The sequence below is a fragment of the Micromonospora sp. CB01531 genome (genome assembly GCF_001905095.1).
Taxonomy (GTDB): domain Bacteria; phylum Actinomycetota; class Actinomycetes; order Mycobacteriales; family Micromonosporaceae; genus Micromonospora.
Window position 1 is genome coordinate 345,067 of the sequence record NZ_LWLS01000001.1, and the last position, 18,194, is coordinate 363,260.

The 18,194-nt window shown below is 71.6% G+C and carries 19 protein-coding genes; all 19 read left to right on the forward strand.

What is annotated here, in order from left to right; genetic code table 11:
- Positions 1 to 6 precede the first annotated feature (6 nt).
- The 19 genes from A6A27_RS01620 (at position 7) to A6A27_RS01710 (ending at position 18,162) form a co-directional block, all read left to right on the forward strand.
- Positions 7 to 1,134, forward strand: a complete 1,128-nt coding sequence (locus tag A6A27_RS01620; RefSeq protein WP_073832518.1) for a sensor histidine kinase — start codon at positions 7 to 9, stop codon at positions 1,132 to 1,134.
- A complete protein-coding gene (locus tag A6A27_RS01625; protein ID WP_073832519.1) occupies positions 1,131 to 1,787 on the forward strand; it encodes a response regulator transcription factor in 657 nt (218 codons plus the stop codon). Before A6A27_RS01620 ends, A6A27_RS01625 begins: the two co-directional genes overlap by 4 nt.
- A 252-nt stretch (positions 1,788 to 2,039) precedes the next feature.
- On the forward strand, positions 2,040 to 4,100 hold the full coding sequence (locus tag A6A27_RS01630; RefSeq protein WP_073832520.1) for a glycosyltransferase family 2 protein: 2,061 nt from the start codon (positions 2,040 to 2,042) through the stop codon (positions 4,098 to 4,100).
- Positions 4,101 to 4,107: 7 nt separating this feature from the next.
- The gene (locus tag A6A27_RS01635; RefSeq protein ID WP_073832521.1) at positions 4,108 to 5,115 is read left to right on the forward strand and encodes a glycoside hydrolase family 26 protein; all 1,008 of its coding nucleotides are present in this window, start codon (positions 4,108 to 4,110) and stop codon (positions 5,113 to 5,115) included.
- Positions 5,109 to 6,728, forward strand: coding sequence for a glycosyltransferase family 39 protein (locus tag A6A27_RS01640; RefSeq protein ID WP_073832522.1), 1,620 nt, complete (start codon positions 5,109 to 5,111; stop codon positions 6,726 to 6,728). The genes A6A27_RS01635 and A6A27_RS01640 overlap by 7 nt, the downstream gene beginning before the upstream one ends.
- A 165-nt stretch (positions 6,729 to 6,893) precedes the next feature.
- The gene (ffh, locus tag A6A27_RS01645; protein ID WP_073832708.1) at positions 6,894 to 8,447 is read left to right on the forward strand and encodes a signal recognition particle protein; all 1,554 of its coding nucleotides are present in this window, start codon (positions 6,894 to 6,896) and stop codon (positions 8,445 to 8,447) included.
- Between the two features lie 126 nt (positions 8,448 to 8,573).
- A complete protein-coding gene (locus A6A27_RS01650; protein ID WP_073832523.1) occupies positions 8,574 to 9,653 on the forward strand; it encodes an amidohydrolase family protein in 1,080 nt (359 codons plus the stop codon).
- Positions 9,654 to 9,836: 183 nt separating this feature from the next.
- Positions 9,837 to 11,243, forward strand: coding sequence for a proline--tRNA ligase (gene proS / locus A6A27_RS01655; RefSeq protein WP_073832524.1), 1,407 nt, complete (start codon positions 9,837 to 9,839; stop codon positions 11,241 to 11,243).
- Positions 11,244 to 11,292: 49 nt separating this feature from the next.
- Positions 11,293 to 11,913: a DUF402 domain-containing protein gene (locus tag A6A27_RS01660; RefSeq protein ID WP_073832709.1), complete on the forward strand. Its 621-nt coding sequence runs from the start codon at positions 11,293 to 11,295 to the stop codon at positions 11,911 to 11,913.
- Positions 11,914 to 12,150: 237 nt separating this feature from the next.
- Positions 12,151 to 12,600: a 30S ribosomal protein S16 gene (gene rpsP, locus A6A27_RS01665; RefSeq protein ID WP_073832525.1), complete on the forward strand. Its 450-nt coding sequence runs from the start codon at positions 12,151 to 12,153 to the stop codon at positions 12,598 to 12,600.
- Positions 12,575 to 12,835 (forward strand): RNA-binding protein, encoded by a 261-nt coding sequence (locus A6A27_RS01670; RefSeq protein ID WP_172967834.1) that lies wholly within the window; start codon positions 12,575 to 12,577, stop codon positions 12,833 to 12,835. The genes rpsP and A6A27_RS01670 overlap by 26 nt, the downstream gene beginning before the upstream one ends.
- Positions 12,835 to 13,377: a ribosome maturation factor RimM gene (rimM, locus tag A6A27_RS01675; protein ID WP_073832526.1), complete on the forward strand. Its 543-nt coding sequence runs from the start codon at positions 12,835 to 12,837 to the stop codon at positions 13,375 to 13,377. The genes A6A27_RS01670 and rimM overlap by 1 nt, the downstream gene beginning before the upstream one ends.
- Before the next feature lie 15 nt (positions 13,378 to 13,392).
- Positions 13,393 to 14,169 (forward strand): tRNA (guanosine(37)-N1)-methyltransferase TrmD, encoded by a 777-nt coding sequence (trmD, locus tag A6A27_RS01680; RefSeq protein WP_073832527.1) that lies wholly within the window; start codon positions 13,393 to 13,395, stop codon positions 14,167 to 14,169.
- 143 nt (positions 14,170 to 14,312) lie between these two features.
- Positions 14,313 to 14,672 (forward strand): 50S ribosomal protein L19, encoded by a 360-nt coding sequence (rplS, locus tag A6A27_RS01685; protein ID WP_073832528.1) that lies wholly within the window; start codon positions 14,313 to 14,315, stop codon positions 14,670 to 14,672.
- Positions 14,673 to 14,865: 193 nt separating this feature from the next.
- On the forward strand, positions 14,866 to 15,747 hold the full coding sequence (gene lepB / locus A6A27_RS01690; protein ID WP_073832529.1) for a signal peptidase I: 882 nt from the start codon (positions 14,866 to 14,868) through the stop codon (positions 15,745 to 15,747).
- Positions 15,744 to 16,376 (forward strand): signal peptidase I, encoded by a 633-nt coding sequence (gene lepB, locus A6A27_RS01695; protein ID WP_073832530.1) that lies wholly within the window; start codon positions 15,744 to 15,746, stop codon positions 16,374 to 16,376. The genes lepB (A6A27_RS01690) and lepB (A6A27_RS01695) overlap by 4 nt, the downstream gene beginning before the upstream one ends.
- A 48-nt stretch (positions 16,377 to 16,424) precedes the next feature.
- Positions 16,425 to 16,910: an NUDIX hydrolase gene (locus A6A27_RS01700; RefSeq protein WP_073832531.1), complete on the forward strand. Its 486-nt coding sequence runs from the start codon at positions 16,425 to 16,427 to the stop codon at positions 16,908 to 16,910.
- Positions 16,904 to 17,842 carry a ribonuclease HII gene (locus tag A6A27_RS01705; RefSeq protein ID WP_073832532.1) on the forward strand — a complete coding sequence of 313 codons (939 nt, stop codon included), beginning with the start codon at positions 16,904 to 16,906 and terminating at the stop codon, positions 17,840 to 17,842. Before A6A27_RS01700 ends, A6A27_RS01705 begins: the two co-directional genes overlap by 7 nt.
- Positions 17,839 to 18,162 (forward strand): DUF2469 domain-containing protein, encoded by a 324-nt coding sequence (locus tag A6A27_RS01710; protein ID WP_007075222.1) that lies wholly within the window; start codon positions 17,839 to 17,841, stop codon positions 18,160 to 18,162. Before A6A27_RS01705 ends, A6A27_RS01710 begins: the two co-directional genes overlap by 4 nt.
- Positions 18,163 to 18,194: the final 32 nt, after the last annotated feature.

The following is an 18,194-nucleotide window of genomic DNA, read 5'->3' on the forward strand; positions in this document are numbered from 1 at the left end:
GACGGCGTGGACCGGAACCGGAGCGGCTGGGGCGACGGCGTCTTCGACGCCCTGGTCGCCCTGGCCCTGCTCGTCATCGGCCTGTTCGGCACCGCGCCGGCGGGCCTCAACCAGGGGGTGGGCACCGGCCGGGCGACGTACCCGCTGGTCGTGGTGGCCGCGATCGCCCTGGCCGTTCGGCGGCGCTGGCCGCTGGCCACCCTGGCCGTGGTCACCGCGGCGGCCACGGCGTACCTGGTGCTCGGCTACCCGTACGGGCCGATCCTGCTCTCGTTCTTCGTCGCGGTCTACACGGTGGCCGCGTACCGGCCGTTGCGGGCCGCGGCGGTGGCCTGCGGCCTTGCCCTGGCCGTGCTGCTGCTCCACGTCTTCGTGGGCGTCCGGTCACTCGGCCTGCTCGGCCTGATGCCTGCCGCCGCCTGGGTGGTCGTGCCGTTCGCGGTCGGGACCACCGTGCGGCTGGGCCGGGAGAGCGCGGCCCGCAACCGGGTGGACGAGGCCCGCCGGCTGGCCGACGCCGAACGGCTGCGGGTGGCCCGGGAGGTGCACGACGTGGTCGGGCACGGCCTCGCCGCCATCCACATGCAGGCGGAGATCGCGCTGCACCTGCTGGCCAAGCGGCCGGAGCAGGCCGAGGCCGCGTTGACCGCGATCAGCCGCACCAGCAAGGAGGCGCTGGACGAGTTGCGGGTCACCCTCACCGTCGTGCGGCGCGACGAGCCGGTCGACGAGCGGGCGCCGGCCCCCGGGCTGGCCCAGCTCCCGCAGTTGCGCGAGCGGCTGGCCGGCGCCGGGGTGCCGGTGACCGTCGAGGTCGACGGGGAGCCCCGCGCGTTGCCGGTGGCGGTGGACCTGGCCGCGTACCGGGTGGTGCAGGAGGCGCTGACCAACGTGCTGCGCCACGCCGGTCCGGCCACCGCCACCGTCCGCCTCCGGTACGCGCCCACCGAGGTCACCGTGGAGGTGACCGACACCGGCCGGGGCGCCGTCGCGCTGCCGGGCGGGACCGCCGGCTACGGCCTGGCCGGCATGCGGGAGCGGGTCACCGCGTTGGGCGGGTCGTTCACCGCCGGCCCCGCCTCCGCCGGCGGCTTCCGGGTGTACGCGACACTGCCGCTGGAGGAGGCCACATGATCTCGGTGTTGCTCGCGGACGATCAGGATCTGGTCCGGATCGGGCTGCGTGCCCTGGTGGAGAGCGAGGACGACCTCGCGGTGGTCGGGGAGGCCGCCGACGGGCTGGCCGCCGTCGAGCTGGCCCGCCGGGAGCGCCCCGACGTGGTGCTGATGGACGTCCGGATGCCCGGCGTGGACGGCATCGAGGCGACCCGGCGGATCGTCGCCGACCCCGGGCTGGCCGGCACCCGGGTGGTTGTCCTGACCACCTTCGAGCTGGACGAGTACGTCTTCGACGCGCTCCGGCACGGGGCGAGCGGTTTCCTGACCAAGGACACCCGCCCGGCCGAGCTGCTGCGGGCGATCCGGCTGGTCGCCGAGGGCGAGGCGCTGCTGACCCCGTCGGTGACCCGGCGGGTGGTCCGGGAGTTCGCCACCCGGCCGGCCCGGGTGCCCCGGCCGCACCCGCGGCTGGACACCCTCACCGACCGGGAACGGGAGGTGGTGGGGCTGGTCGGCGAGGGGCTGAGCAACGCCGAGATCGCCGAGCGGCTGGTGGTGAGCCCGGCGACCGCGCGTACCCACGTGAGCCGGGCCATGGTCAAGCTGGGCGCCCGGGACCGGGCCCAGCTGGTGGTCTTCGCGTACCAGTCGGGGCTGGTCGTGTCGTGACCCTCCGGCTGGGCTGAACGGCCTACCAGGACCTGGCCATCTGGTGGTGCGGTGGCAGCACGCCCAGCCGGCGAACGCCGGGGTGAATTACCACAAAACGGTCTGTTCCGCGCCGCCCTGGCGAACTGACGTATCCGAAGTGAGCCTTTCGCGTTCACCTCTGTGTGCGCTGGGCGGATGGCAAGGGGATGTGCCGGTTGCCCAACTTCTGAGCAGTCGGCATGGCACGTGCCGCTGAAGGGAACGTCTCACATGCGTGACCGGCACGGTTCATCCTCGCGCGCCACGGAGGACACCGAGGGCGTCCGGTACCTACCGCAGCCACCGACGGACCAGGAAAGGTACAGCTACTTCCAGAAGCCGAAGCCGTGGATCTTCGCGTGGATCTTCGTCAGCGCCCTCGGCATCCTGTACGGCTACGTCATGGTAGCCCTCAAGGCGCCGTGGACCACGCCCGCCTTGCTCTTCCTGCCCATCATGATCATGCCGGTGCTGGTGAACTTCTGGTTGCGCAGCCACCGTCCGCGGCTGACCCTGCCGAAGCACCAGGCGATCGTGTCGCAGTACCGCCCGGATCCGGCCGACACGATCGACATCTGGGTGCCGATCTGCGGCGAGCCCATGGCCGTGCTGGAAAACACCTGCCGGGCGGTCGCCGCGATCGAGTGGCACGCGCCGGTCATGCGGTACCTGCTGGACGACGGTGACCGCCGACCCGAGGTCGAGCAACTCGCCATCAAGCACGGCTTCGTCTACATGCGGCGCAGGGATCCGGTGCCCGGCTGCCCGCCGCAGGAGGGTGAGCGTGGTTGGTTGAAGAAGGCGGGCAACATGATCAATGCCTTCGAGTACTCGATCGGCCGCTTCGGTGCGGTGTTCGACGCGGACTTCGCGCCCCGCCCGGACTTCCTGTACGAGACCGTGCCGTATATGCAGGCCGAACCGCGGCTCGGCATAGTGCAGACCGCCCAGTACTTCGACGTCGAACCGTGGATGAACTACGTCCAGCGAGGCGCCGGCAGTCTCCAGGAGATCTTCTTTCGCTGGATCCAGCCGGCCCGGGACGTCTGGCGGGCGGCCATCTGTGCCGGCACGAACGTGGTCTACCGGCGGGAGGCGGTGGAGGCGGTGGGCGGATTCGCCCGGGTCCCCCTCGGCGAGGACGTGAACTCCGGCGTGAAGCTGTGGACCGGCGGCTGGGAGACCCGGTACCTGCCGCTCGCGCTGGCCAAGGGTGTCGCGCCCGACACCTGGGCGGCGATCACCAACCAGCAGCAGCGGTGGTGCCGCTCGTCGATGCTGCTGATGACGGAGAAGCATTTCCGCGACGCCAAGTTCAACTGGCAGCAGCGAACCGCGTTCTGGGCCGCCTTCCTGTACTACATGGCGTCGGCAGGCTTGTTGATCACCGGGCCGTTCCCCACCTTGACCATGCTCTGGTTCTTCCCGGACCGGGTCCTACCGCGCAACTACCTGCCGATGGTGCCCGCCGTGCTGGCCACCCTGCTCGTCTTCCCGATGATGGCCCGCGGCTGGCGATCGTCCATCTTCCGGCTCTGCCTCATCAACTCCGCCTGTCACGTCATCGCCATCTGCGACGCGCTCCGCGCGAAGGTGCAGGAGTGGGTGCCGACCGGTGCCGCCAGCCGGATGCCGAAGGCGAAGAAGAAGGGTGCGCCGGAGCGGGTCTCCCGGCTGATCCGCACCTGGATCGTCGCGGTGCAGATGCTGCTCTGGACTGGCCTCGCGCTCCGATTCCCGGAGTACGGCATCGGTCCGCTCTGGACGACGGCACTCCTCGCCGGCGTGCAGCTGTACATGGTGGTGCCGCTGCTTACCCCCTCGTACGGCATCCGGCCCAGCTTCCCGCCCACCCCGCCCCCGATCCCGATCTCCCCGGCCCCCGCTCCCGCCCAACCGGCCCCGACTGCGCGAGTGGTGCCTCGCGTACCCGTCGGATCGGTTTCTGTACAGGTCGCGCCGGGTCACGTCCCGGTCGCGGCGTCCGCGTCGCGGGTCGCCGGGCCGGCCGCCGCGGCCTGGACGCCGACTGCCGTCTCGGTGGCGCGATACCGCCAGGATCGGGTGCGGCCGCAGCCACCGGCGTCTCCCCGGGCGCATTCGCGGCCGGCAGCGCAGCCGGGGCCGTCCTACCAGCCGAGGCACCTCGGCGACGACCAGAACCGGCACGGCCATGGCACCAGCCGGTACCCGGCGGAACGAGCCGGGCACGACCGGGGCGAGCAGCCCGAGCGCCCGGCCTCCCCGCGACACGCGCTGATGCAGCCGCCCACCGTGACGGGAAGGCGGTGAGAGCGACATGACATCCCGCTGGAGGCGACTGCTGGCGGCCACGGTGGTGCTCGCGGCGCTGGTTCCGCTCGCGGGGTGCGGCGGCGACACGGACCGGGAGACCTCCCGGAATCCGTCGGGTTCGCAGGCCCCGTCGGCCGGCTCCACCCCGCAGGCAGACGGTCCCGTGGTGGCGGACGTGGACCAGTTGCTGGGCGACCGGGTCATCTTCGGCATTACGACGCACGACCCCGCGGATGCCGCGCTGGCTGACGTCGCGCTGAAGCTGAACTGCCGGCCCGCGGTGGTGCAACTGTTCGCCTCGGTGGAGAAGGGGATCTCGGCAGAGCGGCTCGCCGAGGTGCCCGGAACTCCGTTGCTGGCGATGGAGCCGTGGCACAACACGTCGGGGCGTACGCAGCCGGCGTGGACGCTGGCAAGCACCATCGACGGGCGATGGGACGAGCGTTACGCGGCCATCGCCCGGGCGGTGGTCGCCTACGGCAAGCCGATCCTCATCCGATTCGGTCACGAGATGAACGGCCACTGGTATCCGTGGGGGACGCGCAACGGGAACCGCCGGGGTGAGTTCATCACGGCCTGGCGGCACGTCGTGGACATCTTCCGGACCGCGGGCGCCACCAACGCGCTGTGGGTGTGGTCGCCGAACATTCTGCGTGGCGCCGACAGCCGCACGATCAAGGAGTTCTGGCCCGGTGAGAAGTACGTGGACATCGTCGGCGTGACCGGATACGGGGTGCGGGAGACCACGCCGGAGACCACCTACCGGGCGACGTTGAAGCAGGTGTACGCGCTGACCTGGAAGAAAATCCTGCTGACCGAGGTGGGGGTGCAGCCCGGGCCGGAGAAGGAGAGCTGGCTCAGGCGCTTCGGCCCCTGGCTGCGGGACAACCCTCGCGTCGCCGGCTTCATCTGGTATCAGGTTGTCCGGCAGGGCGACTGGCGGTTCGACGACACCCCCGCGAACCTCGCCGCGTTCAAGTCCGGTCTGGCGGTGGCGAATCCGGCATGCTGACGAACGAGAACGCCTCCCCGCGTCCCCGATCCGACGCGGTGACCGAGGTCCTGCCGAGGACGACCGCGGGCACGGTCATCATGCCCCGGGTGAGGCGGCCCGTTCCGCCGGCCAGGGAGAATGCGCCGACTGTCGCGGAGCGGTCCGTCCGCTACCCGTCCTGGCAACAGGCGCTGATCTTCCTGCTGCCGGCCTCGCTCACGCTCGCCATCGGCGCGCGGGGCATCGCTGATCGACAGTTGTGGAACGACGAGTACGCCACCTGGCACGCCGCCACCCTCGGCTGGACGGAATTGTCGAGACTGCTCGACCACGTGGACCGGGTGCTCGGGCTGTACTACGTGCTGATGCATGGCTGGGTGTCGCTGGTGGGGGATGACCCCAGCATGCTCCGGCTGCCCTCGCTCGTGGCGATGAGCTGCGCGGCCGGCTGCACGGCACTGGTCGGCCAGCGGCTGTTCGACTGGTACGCCGGGCTGACCGCGGGCGTCATCTTCGGGCTCGTGCCGTCCGTCAGCCGGTACGCGCAGGAGGCCAGACCGTACGCGCTGGCCGTGGCCGCCGTCACCCTCGGTACCGCGCTGCTGCTGGTCTCGCTGGAGCGACCGCGGTGGCCGTGGTGGTTCGCCTACAGCTTCAGCATGGTGCTGGCCTGCGCGTTCCACCTCGTAGCCGGGCTGGTCCTCGCCGCGCACGCGATCATCTTCTGGCTGCGCTATCAGCGGTCCGAGCGGGATGTGCGGTTGTGGAAGTACCTGGGGGCGCTGGCGCTGATCGCGGCCGTGGCGCTGCCGTTGATCCACTCCGGCTCGGACCAGTCTGGTTCCATAGACTGGATCAAGGCGGACGGGGCGACGGTCGTCGAGCTGCCCAGGCGGCTGTTCGGCTCGTATCGGTCGGCAGCAGCGGTCTGCGCGCTCGGGTTGCTCGGCCTCCTCGGGCTGCCGTTCGTCCGACGCCGCGGAACGATGGTCGCCCTGCTCGTCTGGGCACTGTTTCCGCCGCTGTTCACGTTCGTCACGTTTCCGCTGCTGCACCTCTTCCTTTACCGGTACTTCCTGTTCACCCTCCCGGCATGGGCGCTGCTGGCGGCAGGCGGCCTCCATGCCATGACCCGGCTGATCTTTCGCCGGTCATGGCCGCAGCTGCTGGTGGCGGTCGCGGCGTTGCCCGGATTGACCCTGCTGACCCTTCCCGGGCAACGGGAGGCCCGCGAGCCGGTCGTCGAGTGGGAGCCCGACTTCCGGTCCGCCGCCCGGATGATGGCGCCCAAGGTGCGTCCGGGGGACGCGATCGTCTACGCCGGGCGGGCCCGACCGCCCCGGTTGGCCATGTCCTACGAACTGCGCGACGGTGGCCTTCCGGCGGACATCTTCCTGACCCGGTCGCCCGCCGAGCGAGGCAGCTTCGCGGGGCAGGAGTGCGACGTCACCCTCAGCTGTCTCGGTGATCACCAACGGATCTGGCTGGTGAGTAGCAGTGCCAGCCAGCAGCCGTGGTCGGAGATGTCGCGGGACCGGGCGGCGACGCTGAGCAAGCTGTTTCAGATCGTGCAGGAAGAGCGGTTTCCGCGCGTGCAGGTGTACCTGCTGGTCCGCAAGCCCAAGCGCTGAGCGAGACCCACCGCGTCGTGACACCGCCGCGGGTGCGGTGCCCGTGATGGGCACGGCCGTGCCGGCGGGAAGCATCGGGGAGGTGGGACCGTTACCCTTGCGGGTAGCCGGCCTTGTGTGCGCTGGCTGATCGTGCCCGCCGAAGACGACAAACGGGATGTTCGTGTGTTTGACACCTTGAGTGACCGCCTGTCCGGGATCTTCACCAAGCTCCGCGGCAAGGGACGGCTCACCGACGCCGACATCGACGCCACCGCGCGCGAGATCCGCATGGCGCTGCTGGAGGCCGACGTCGCCCTGCCGGTGGTCAAGGGGTTCATCGCGAACGTCAAGGAGCGGGCCCGGGGGGCCGAGGTCTCCCAGGCGCTCAACCCGGCCCAGCAGATCATCAAGATCGTCAACGAGGAGCTGATCGCCGTCCTCGGTGGCGAGGGGCGCCGGCTCCAGTTCGCCAAGCAGCCGCCGACCGTGATCATGCTGGCCGGTCTCCAGGGTTCTGGTAAGACCACCCTCGCCGGCAAGCTGGCCCGCTGGCTCAAGGCCCAGGGCCACCAGCCACTGCTGGTCGCCGCCGACCTCCAGCGCCCCAACGCCGTCGGGCAGCTCCAGGTGCTCGGTGGCCGGGCCGGCGTCGAGGTGTACGCCCCGGCGCCCGGCAACGGCGTCGGCGACCCGGTGCAGGTGGCGCGCGACTCGATCGAGCACGCCAAGCGGGCCGCCCGGGACATCGTCATCGTCGACACCGCCGGCCGGCTCGGTATCGACGCCGAGATGATGCAGCAGGCCGCCGACATCCGCGACGCGGTCCAGCCCGACGAGGTCATCTTCGTCATCGACGCCATGGTCGGTCAGGACGCGGTCCGCACCGCCGAGGCGTTCCGCGACGGCGTCGGCATCAGCGGCGTGGTCCTCTCCAAGCTCGACGGCGACGCCCGCGGTGGTGCCGCGCTCTCCGTCCGCGAGGTCACCGGGCAGCCGATCCTCTTCGCCTCCACCGGCGAGAAGCTGGAGGACTTCGACGTCTTCCACCCCGACCGGATGGCCAGCCGGATCCTCGGCATGGGCGACGTCCTCACGCTGATCGAGCAGGCCGAGGCGGCCTTCGACGCCGATCAGAAGGAGAAGATGACCGCCAAGCTGATGGGCGGCGAGACCTTCACCCTGGAGGACTTCCTCGATCAGCTCATCGCGGTCCGGCGGATGGGGCCGATCGCCAACGTGCTGGCCATGATGCCGGGCATGGGGCAGATGAAGGACCAGCTCGCCGAGCTGGACGACAAGCACTTCGACCGGGTCACCGCGATCATCCGGTCGATGACCCCGGGCGAGCGCACCAACCCGAAGATCATCAACGGCTCCCGGCGCGCCCGCATCGCCAACGGCTCCGGGGTCACCGTGATGGATGTCAACCAGCTGCTCAACCGCTTCGCCGACGCGCAGAAGATGATGAAGCAGATGGGCGGCATGATGGGCCTGCCCGGAGGCGGTCGGCGCAAGGCGACCAAGTCGCCGAAGAACAAGCGCAAGGGCACCAAGGGCGGCGGTCGGCCCCGTACCGGCGCGGGCCTGCCGGGCGGCTTCCCGGGCGGCATGCCGCAGCTCCCGCCGGGCCTGGACCCGGGGGATCTGGCCGGTGGCCAGGGCCTGCCGCCGGGCTTCAAGCTCCCGAAGATCGACTTCAACAAGCTCGGCAAGGGCGGGGACAAGAACCCTCGCTGACCGCGTCGCCGACCTCCGACGGCCCCGTCACCCCGCTGGTGGCGGGGCCGTCGTCGTGCCCGCCCGCACCACCAGCCGGGCGACCTGCTCGCCACGGACGGGGAGTGACCCGGTAGGACTGTGCACATGGCTCTGCATGTGCGCGGTGTGCTCCTGCCCGACGACGAGGTCCGGGACGTGTGGCTGGTCGGCGACCGGGTCACCTTCGAACCGGTGCCCGGCGCGGAGACCGTCGCCGACGGCGGCTTCGTGCTTCCCGGCCTGACCGACGCCCACTGCCACATCGGCATCGCCCGGGGCGGCGCCCCGATCACCGCCCTCGACCAGGCCCGGGAGCTGGCCCGTACCGACCGCGACGCCGGGGTGCTGGCCATCCGGGACGCCGGCTCGCCGTACCCGTACCCGGAGCTCGACGACGACCCGGAGCTGCCGCGGCTGGCCCGCGCCGGCCGGCACGTCGCACCGCCGAAGCGTTACCTGCGGGACATCGGGGTGGAGGTCGGCGCGGCCGAGGTGGCCGCGACGGTGGCGGCGCAGGCCGCCGCCGGCAACGGCTGGGTCAAGCTGGTCGGGGACTGGATCGACCGGGGCGTGGGCGACCTGGCCCCGGCCTGGGACGCGGACACCATGACGGCCGCCGTCGCCGCCGCGCACGCCGCCGGGGCACGCGCCGCGGTGCACACCTTCTCCGAATCGGCCGTGGAGGTCATGGTGCGGGCCGGGGTGGACTCGGTGGAGCACGGCACCGGGCTCAGCCTCGACCTGATCGACCTGATGGCCCGCCAGGGCACCGCGCTTGTCCCCACGATGATCAACATTCAGACCTTCGGTGGCATCGCCGACCAGGCCCGCCCCAGGTTCCCCGGATACGCCGACCACATGCTCGCCCTGCGCGACCGCTTCCCCGAGGTGGTCCGGGCCGCGTACGAGGCGGGGGTGCCGATCTACGTCGGCACCGACGCGGGCGGGGGCATCGACCACGGGCTGGCCGCCGAGGAGATGCTGCTGCTGCACGAGCGGGCCGGCATGTCTACCGAGGACGTCCTCGCCGCCGCCACCTGGCGCGCCCGCGAGTGGCTCGGCTTCCCCGGCCTGGTCGAGGGTGGCCTCGCCGACCTGGTCGTCTATCCCGAGGACCCGCGCCGCGACCTCCGGGTGGTCCGCACTCCATCCCGCATCGTCCTGCGCGGCCGCGTCCTCCGCTGACCGCACCCGCCGCCTGGCTGACCGCATCTTCCCGGAAAGGGTGCTCATTCGGTCGCGGAAGGGCACTCTTTCCGGGAATCCGTGCGGATTTCGCGCGAGGCGCGGGGCTCGGGGCGACGCGACACGGCGCGGGCGGCCTCCCGGGCGCTGCGGCGGCGCACCCGGCGCATAGGATGTGCGCTCATGGCACGCGTGCTCACTCCCCGTGCGGAGGATTTCCCCCGCTGGTACCAGGACCTGATCGCCAAGGCCAAGCTGGCCGACAACGGCCCGGTGCGGGGCACCATGGTCATCCGACCGGCGGGCTACGCCATCTGGGAGCGGATGCAGGCGGAGATGGACGCCCGGATCAAGGCGGCCGGCGCGGAGAACGCCTACTTCCCGCTCTTCATCCCGGAGAGCTACCTCAAGCGCGAGGCCGAGCACGTCGAGGGCTTCTCGCCGGAGCTGGCGGTGGTCACCCACGGTGGGGGCAAGCAGCTCGCCGAGCCGGTGGTGGTCCGCCCCACCAGCGAGACGGTGATCGGCGAGTTCATGGCCAAGTGGATCGACTCGTACCGGGACCTGCCGCTGCTGCTCAACCAGTGGGCGAACGTGGTCCGCTGGGAGCTGCGCCCGCGGATCTTCCTGCGTACCAGCGAGTTCCTCTGGCAGGAGGGGCACACCGCGCACGCCACCCGCGAGGACGCCCGCGCCTACGCCCGGCGGATCCTGCACGAGGCGTACGAGGACCTGATGGTCAACGTGCTCGGCATCCCGGTGGTGGTCGGCCTGAAGACCGCCCGCGAGCGCTTCGCCGGCGCGACCGCCACCTACACCTGCGAAGGCATGATGGGCGACGGCAAGGCGCTCCAGCTGGGCACCAGCCACGAGCTGGGCCAGAACTTCGCCCGGGCGTTCGATATCAGCTTCTCCTCGGCCGAGGGTGGCCGGGAGCACGCCTGGACCACCTCCTGGGGCACCTCGACCCGGATGCTCGGTGGCCTGATCATGTGCCACGGGGACGACAACGGCCTGCGGGTGCCGCCGAAGCTGGCGCCGGTCCAGGCGTACGTGATGATCGTCAAGGACGGCGAGGGCGTGGCCGAGGCGGCGGCCAAGCTCCGCGACGCGCTGCGCGACGCCGGTGTCCGGGTCGCGCTGGACGACCGGACCGACACCGCCTTCGGCCGCCGGGCCGTCGACGCCGAGCTGCGCGGCTACCCGGTCCGCGTCGAGGTCGGCCCCCGTGACCTGGCCGCCGGCAACGCGGTGGTGGTCCGGCGTACGGACGGCTCGAAGGCCGCGACGCCGGTGGCCGACGTGGTCGGCGCGGTCCTCGCCGCGTTGGAGGCGGACCAGCAGGCGCTGCACGACCAGGCGTTGGCCTTCCGGCAGTCCCGCACCACCGACGTCGCCACCCTCGCCGAGGCGATCGAGGCGGCGGCCACCGGCTGGGCCCGGGTGCCGTGGTCGGCGGTCGGCGTGCAGGGCGAGGCCGAGGCGAACGCGCAGGGCGTCACCGTCCGGTGCCTGCTGCGGGCCGACGGCTCGGTGCCGGATTCCGAGGACGAGCCGGATCTGATCGCCGTCCTCGCCCGCGCCTACTGAGGTGCGCCCGGGCGGCTCGGTCGGCCGGTTCGCGCCGGGTCGGCTGATCATGCACCGCAACGTGCGGCACGGGCGGATCGGTTGGGTCCGCTCGGCCCGGGTGGTCCGCGACGACGACCGGGGGCTGCTGCTCTGGATCGCCCGGGGCGCGCCGGTGGCGAACGAGGTGACCGAGGCGGGGCTGGGCATGCGGGCCATGCCGTTCGCCGAGTGGATCACCTCGTCGTACCGGCTCGCCCAGGGCCGCTGGAACGGGCCGCCGGTGCTGAAGTTCCTGCCCACCGGTGCCGCCCATTCGGTGTGGTGGTTCCGCGACGACCGGGGCCGGTTCAAGAACTGGTACGTCAACCTGGAGGAGCCCGCCGTCCGCTGGGACGACGGCGCGGTGGCCGGGGTCGACATGACGGATCAGGACCTCGACGTGGTGGTGCACCCGGATCTCCGCTGGGAGTGGAAGGACGAGGAGGAGTTCGTCGAGCGCCTCGCCTTCCCGGACGACTACTGGGTGCCCGACGAGAAGGCGGTCCGCGCCGAGGGGGAGCGGGTGATCCGGATCGCCGAGTCGGTCGAGTTCCCGTTCGACGGCACCTGGTGCGATTTCACCCCGCCGGCGGAATGGGACGTACCGGACGGGCTGCCGCCCGGCTGGGACCGGCCGCCCGTGCGTTGAGCGTGTCGTGCGTCACGCCGGAGTCGACCCGGGTGACCAGTCCGGGTCCGGTGTGAGAGATCGGAGCCGGATCTGGCAGAATGGTTCGCTGGTATCCGGCGCGCGTCCGGCGCCCTCTAACCCGGGCACGCCGCCAGTCCACCGAGCAGTCTCCGGCCCAACCCCACTGTGCCGGTCGGCGCTCACCCGCACACCGCCCGTACGGGCCGGTGAGATCGCAACAGGAGCGAAACAACTGTGGCCGTAAAGATCCGGCTCCTGCGGATGGGCAAGATCCGCAACCCGCAGTACCGCATCGTCGTCGCCGACTCGCGCACCAAGCGTGACGGTCGGGCGATCGAGTTCGTCGGTGTGTACCAGCCGAAGGAGGACCCTTCGGTGATCGAGGTCAAGTCGGAGCGGGTCCAGTACTGGCTGTCCGTCGGCGCGCAGCCGAGCGAGGCGGTGCAGCGCCTGCTGGAGCTGACCGGTGACTGGCAGAAGTTCAAGGGCCTGCCGGCCCCGGCGCCGCTGAAGGTTGCCCCGGAGCGGGCCGACCGCAAGGCGGCGTACGAGGCCGAGGCGAAGGCCGCCGCCGGCGTGGCCGAGACCCCGGCGCCGGTCAAGAAGGCCGCCAAGGCGCAGGCCCCGGCCGAGGCGCCGCAGGCCGAGGAGCAGACCGGTGCAGAGTCCGGCGAGCAGGCCTGACATGGCGCTGCGTCCCGCCCTGGAGCACCTGGTCAAGGGGATCGTCGACCACCCGGACGACGTCCGGGTGCGGATGGTCGATTCCCGTCGGGGCAAGCGGCTCGAGGTCCGCGTGCACCCGGAGGACCTCGGCACGGTGATCGGGCGGTCCGGTCGGACCGCCAAGGCGCTGCGCCAGGTGATCGGCTCCATCGGTGGGCGCGGGGTGCGCGTCGACATCGTCGACTCGTACTGATGCTTCTCATCGTCGGCAGGGTCGGCAAGCCGCACGGGATCCGCGGTGAGGTCACCGTGGAGGTGCGGACCGATGAGCCCGAAGCACGGTTCGCCCCGGGGGCGGTGCTGCGCACCGACTCCGGGGCGGTCGCGCCCGCGGAGCCCGGGGCCTACCGGGTGCCGGCCGAGTTGACCGTCGAGTCGGCGCGCTGGCACCAGGGGCGGCTGCTGGTCGCCTTCGAGGGCGTGCTGGACCGCAACGTCGCCGAGGCGCTGCGCGACACCCTGGTCGGCGTGGACAGCGCCGACGTCGCTCCGCCGGAGGACCCGGAGGAGTTCCACGACCACCAGCTCGTCGGCCTCGCGGTGGTCACCCCGCAGGGCGAGCGGCTGGGCGAGGTGGCCCGGATCGACCACGCTCCCGCCTCCGACCTGCTGGTGCTGCGGCGCCCCGAGGGGCGGACCGCGCTGATCCCGTTCGTCAAGGCGATCGTGCCCGAGGTGGACCTCGCCGGCGGTCGCGTCGTCGTCGACCCGCCCGGCGGCCTGCTCGACCTGTAGCTGGAGCCAGCCTTCATGCGCGTCGACATCGTGTCAATCTTCCCGGAGTACTTCGCCCCGCTCGACCTGTCGCTGATCGGCAAGGCGCGGGCGAACGGCAGCCTACGGCTGGCCGTACACGATCTGCGGGCCTGGACCCACGACGTGCACCGCACGGTCGACGACACGCCCTATGGCGGCGGGCCCGGCATGGTGATGCGGCCGGAGCCGTGGGGTGAGGCGCTGGACGCTCTCGTCCCCGCCGGCGGCGAACCGGAGCCCCGGCTGCTGGTGCCCTCCCCGGCCGGCGTCCGGTTCACCCAGGCGATGGCGCACGAGCTGGCCGTCGAGCCGCACCTACTCTTCGCCTGCGGCCGGTACGAGGGCATCGACCAGCGGGTGCTCGACCACGCGGCGACCCGGATGCGGGTGACCGAGGTCTCCCTCGGCGACTACGTGCTCTTCGGCGGCGAGGTGGCGGTGCTGGTGATCCTGGAGGCGGTCACCCGGCTGCTGCCCGGGGTGCTCGGCAACGCCGGCTCGCTGGACGAGGAGTCGCACGCCCACGGGCTGCTGGAGGCGCCGATGTACACCAAGCCGGCGATCTGGCGCGGGCACGAGGTGCCCGAGGTGTTGCGCTCCGGCGACCACGGGAAGATCGCCCGCTGGCGGCGCGACGAGTCGCTGCTGCGTACGGCGGCCTGCCGCCCCGACATGATCGCCACGCTCCCCCCGGAGAGCCTGGACAAGCGGGACCGGGCAGCGTTGGACCGGGGCGGATTTCAGCTGCCGCCGGGGGATGTGGCAAAGTAGGGGGGTTGCCGCATCCGTCCACGCCGTGGGCGGCTGCGAGGACCCTCGACCGGGGTCGGCGCCGCCGGCCACCACCCGGGGGTCAGAATCACCCATTCGCGCATCGACTGACGGTGCGCCGTGAGCCTCACGAGGACGCAGCGATGAACATCCTGGACGCCCTTGACGCCCAGTCGAAGCGCGTTGACATCCCCGACTTCCGTGCCGGTGACACCGTCAAGGTGCACGCGCGGGTTGTCGAGGGCAACCGGTCCCGGGTCCAGATCTTCCAGGGCGTCGTCATCCGCCGCCAGGGTGACGGCCTGCGCGAGACCTTCTCGGTCCGCAAGGTCAGCTTCGGCGTGGGTGTCGAGCGGACCTACCCGATCAACAGCCCGGCGATCGACCGGATCGAGGTCGTGACCCGCGGTGACGTGCGGCGCGCCAAGCTCTACTACCTGCGTGAGCTGCGCGGCAAGAAGGCCAAGATCAAGGAGCTGCGCGAGAAGCAGCCGGCGAGCTGAATCTCCTTGCGCCACGCCGCCTGACCTGCCCGTATGTGGTATCGACCGGAGCCCATTACCCTGGTCGTACGGGCGCAGGGGGACGGCACACCGCGCGTGCTCGACGCGGTGGCACAGCGATCCACTACCGCCCGTGGGGTCTCCTGGCGAGACTCCCGGGCGGTAGTGTCGTTTGCGCGGACCGGAGAGTGACATGGTGCAGATGCTTGACGAGGACGGCACCGTCGATCCGTTACACCGGCGGGCCCGGCGGTCCCGCCGGCAGATGCCCCTCTGGCAGGAGCTGCCCCTGCTCCTGGTGGTCGCCTTCTGCTTGGCCGTGCTGATCCGCACCTTCCTGCTCCAGGCGTTCTTCATCCCCTCCGGCTCGATGGAGGACACCCTCCTCATCGGCGACCGGGTGCTGGTCAACAAGGTCGTCTACGACGTCCGTGACCCGGCCCGGGGCGAGGTCGTGGTCTTCCGGGGCACCGACCGGTGGGTGGCTCAGGAGGCCCCGGCGCCGCCGACCAACTTCGCCGGCAAGGTCGGCCGCACCCTCGGGGACCTGGTGGGGATCAGTCGCCCCGGCGAGAAGGACTTCATCAAGCGGGTCATCGGCGTTCCGGGCGACCGGATCTGGTGCTGCGACGACGGCCGGGTCGTGGTCAACGGCGTGCCGTTGGACGAGCGGGCGTACGTGTCGGAGGACTCGCCGGTCGAGCTGCCGCCGAACCCGAAGGAGTGCCGCTCCCGGCAGTTCACCGAGGTGGTCGTACCCCCGGGGCAGATCTTCGTGATGGGCGACCACCGGCTGGTCTCCCAGGACGCCCGGTGCCAGGGCCCGGTGCCGATCGACAACGTCGTGGGCCGGGCCTTCATGATCGTGTGGCCGTCGCAGCGGTGGGCCACCCTGCCGGTCCCGCAGACCTTCGCCGACCTGCCGCAATCCAACGCCGCGCCGGCCGGAACGGTGCCCGTCGATCCGGACCCGGTGGGCGGTGTCGTCCTGATCCTGCCGGTCACCGCCGCGCTCTCCGTTCTCGCGAGTTCGGGGCGACTGCGCCGCGCCCGGGGACGTAGGCTCCTCCCGTGATTGACGAGCAGACCGAAAAGCCGCGCAGCTCCTTCTGGAAGGAGCTGCCCATCCTCCTGGGCGTGGCGATCCTGGTCGCAGTGCTGGTACGTGCCTTCGTGCTGCAGACCTTCTTCATCCCGTCCCCGTCGATGGAGAACACTCTCAAGATCGACGATCGGGTGCTGGTCAACAAACTGGTCTACGACTTCCGCTCGCCGCACCGGGGCGAGGTGATCGTCTTCAAGGCGCCCACCGACTGGAGCGGCAATCCGGAGGGCGAGGACTTCATCAAGCGGGTGATCGGCGTCGGCGGTGACCACGTGGTCTGCTGCGACCGCACCGGCGGCAACGAGCGGCTGGTGATCAACGGCAAGCCGCTCGACGAGCCGTATCTCTTCCCCGGTAACAAGCCCGCCGACCAGGACTTCGACATCACCGTGCCGGATGGCCGGCTCTGGGTGATGGGTGACCATCGGCAGGCCTCCGGCGACTCGCTGGAGCACTGGCAGCAGTCCGGCGAGGACATCAACGAGGCCACCATCCCCGAGGACCGGGTGGTCGGGCGGGCCTTCACGATCTTCTGGCCGGTCGGCCGGGCGACCTGGCTCACCGTGCCGAAGCAGTTCGACGGGATTCCCAATCCCTGACCCAGGAGGGCGTGGGCGTTCGTCGGAGGCGTCTGGCAGGCTTGGGCCGTGACCGTCTACACCCCTCGTCGCGCGGCCCGCGTGCTGCTCGTCGACGCGTCCGACCGGGTGCTGCTGTTCGCCGGCACCGATCCGGGCCGGCCGGGGCACGCCTACTGGTTCACCCCGGGCGGGGGACTGGATCCGGGGGAGAGCCCCGCCGCGGGCGCGGCCCGGGAGTTGGCCGAGGAGACCGGGCTGCGGCTCACCCCGGCAGAACTGGGCGCGCCGGTCTGGGCGGAGAAGGTCGAGTTCCCGTTCGACGGCGTCTGGTACCGCCAGGAGCAGGAGTTCTTCCTGGTCCGGGTGCCCGCCTGGGAGGTCGACACGACCGGCTTCGACGAGGTCGAGCGGGCCAGCGTGTCCGGCCACCGCTGGTGGTCGCTGGCGGAGCTGTCCGCGACCGCCGAGCGCTACTACCCGCCGGACCTGCCGGACCGGCTCGCCGCCGCGCTGGCCGGGGACCGGTCCGCCGCCGGGGGTGAGCCGTGCTGACGCCCCCGCGCACGGTGGTGCGCCGCGACGGCGGCCTCTACGCCCTCGAACGGGCCCTGCAACGGCGGGGCTTCCGCCACGTGGCCGGTGCCGACGAGGCCGGCCGTGGCGCGTGTGCCGGTCCGCTGGTGGCCGCCGCGGCGGTGCTGCCCGAGGGGCGCCGCGGCGAGATCGAGGGGCTGGCCGATTCCAAGCTGCTCACCCCGGCCAGCCGGGAGCGGATCTACGACGAGGTGGTGGCGCGGGCCCTGGCGTACGCCGTGGTGGTCATCCCGGCCGACGAGGTCGACGCGCGCGGGCTGCATGTGTGCAACCTGGCCGCCATGCGCCGGGCGCTCGCCTCGCTGACCACCCGTCCGGAATACGTGCTGAGCGACGGTTTCGGTGTCGACGGGCTGGACGTGCCGGGGCTGGCGGTCTGGAAGGGGGACCGGGTGGCCGCCTGCGTGGCGGCGGCCAGTGTGCTGGCCAAGGTCACCCGGGACCGGATCATGGTCGAGCTGGACGGGCGGTACCCGGGCTACGGCTTCGCCGAGCACAAGGGCTACATCACGCCTGAGCACACCGCCGCGCTGCGGGAGCTCGGGCCGTGCCGGGAGCACCGTTTCTCGTACGTCAACGTCGCCACCGTCTCCGGCCGGGACGGGCGGCCGCCCCGCTCCCGGCGGCCGGCGGCCGGCGACCCGGACGAGCCGCTGTTCGGTGGCCCGGGCTCGGAGCCGCTGTTCGGTGGCCCGGGCTCGGAGCCGCTCTTCGGCGGCCCGGTCGCGGCGCTCTTCGGCGGCCCGGAGGAGGTGCCCGCCGGGAGCCCGGACGAGCCGATGGAGCGTTCCGGCGCGCCAGGGGGTACCGTCGGCGTGGCGTTGGGCGAGCAGCCGCGACCTCCAGCGCCGGTGGGGGAAGATGTGGTCATGGAAGGCGGAGTGCGATGAGCGCGGAAGATCTCGAGAAGTACGAGACCGAGATGGAGCTGCAGCTCTACCGGGAGTACCGCGACATTGTCCGCCAATTCTCCTACGTGGTGGAGACCGAGCGCCGCTTCTACCTGGCCAATCAGGTCGATCTGCACGTCCGCAACTCGGACGGTGAGGTCTACTTCGAGGTCGAGATGCACGACGCCTGGGTGTGGGACATGTACCGGCCTGCGCGATTCGTCAAGAATGTCCGGGTGATGACGTTCAAGGACGTCAATGTGGAAGAGCTCGAAAAGCCCGACATCTCGCTTCCCGCAGACTCCGGATTCGGCGGCTGACCGGGGCGGCGGGACGGCCGACTTGCCGCCCG

Bases quoted from the DNA above. Each gene is read 5' to 3' on its own strand.
- lepB (WP_073832529.1), top strand. From the start codon at position 14,866: ATGGTGCAGATGCTTGACGAGGACGGCACCGTCGATCCGTTACACCGG.
- rimM (WP_073832526.1), top strand. From the start codon at position 12,835: ATGCTTCTCATCGTCGGCAGGGTCGGCAAGCCGCACGGGATCCGCGGT.
- A6A27_RS01660 (WP_073832709.1), top strand. From the start codon at position 11,293: ATGCACCGCAACGTGCGGCACGGGCGGATCGGTTGGGTCCGCTCGGCC.
- A6A27_RS01710 (WP_007075222.1), top strand. From the start codon at position 17,839: ATGAGCGCGGAAGATCTCGAGAAGTACGAGACCGAGATGGAGCTGCAG.
- trmD (WP_073832527.1), top strand. From the start codon at position 13,393: ATGCGCGTCGACATCGTGTCAATCTTCCCGGAGTACTTCGCCCCGCTC.
- A6A27_RS01650 (WP_073832523.1), top strand. From the start codon at position 8,574: ATGGCTCTGCATGTGCGCGGTGTGCTCCTGCCCGACGACGAGGTCCGG.
- A6A27_RS01625 (WP_073832519.1), top strand. From the start codon at position 1,131: ATGATCTCGGTGTTGCTCGCGGACGATCAGGATCTGGTCCGGATCGGG.
- A6A27_RS01630 (WP_073832520.1), top strand. From the start codon at position 2,040: ATGCGTGACCGGCACGGTTCATCCTCGCGCGCCACGGAGGACACCGAG.
- A6A27_RS01635 (WP_073832521.1), top strand. From the start codon at position 4,108: ATGACATCCCGCTGGAGGCGACTGCTGGCGGCCACGGTGGTGCTCGCG.
- A6A27_RS01640 (WP_073832522.1), top strand. From the start codon at position 5,109: ATGCTGACGAACGAGAACGCCTCCCCGCGTCCCCGATCCGACGCGGTG.
- proS (WP_073832524.1), top strand. From the start codon at position 9,837: ATGGCACGCGTGCTCACTCCCCGTGCGGAGGATTTCCCCCGCTGGTAC.
- rplS (WP_073832528.1), top strand. From the start codon at position 14,313: ATGAACATCCTGGACGCCCTTGACGCCCAGTCGAAGCGCGTTGACATC.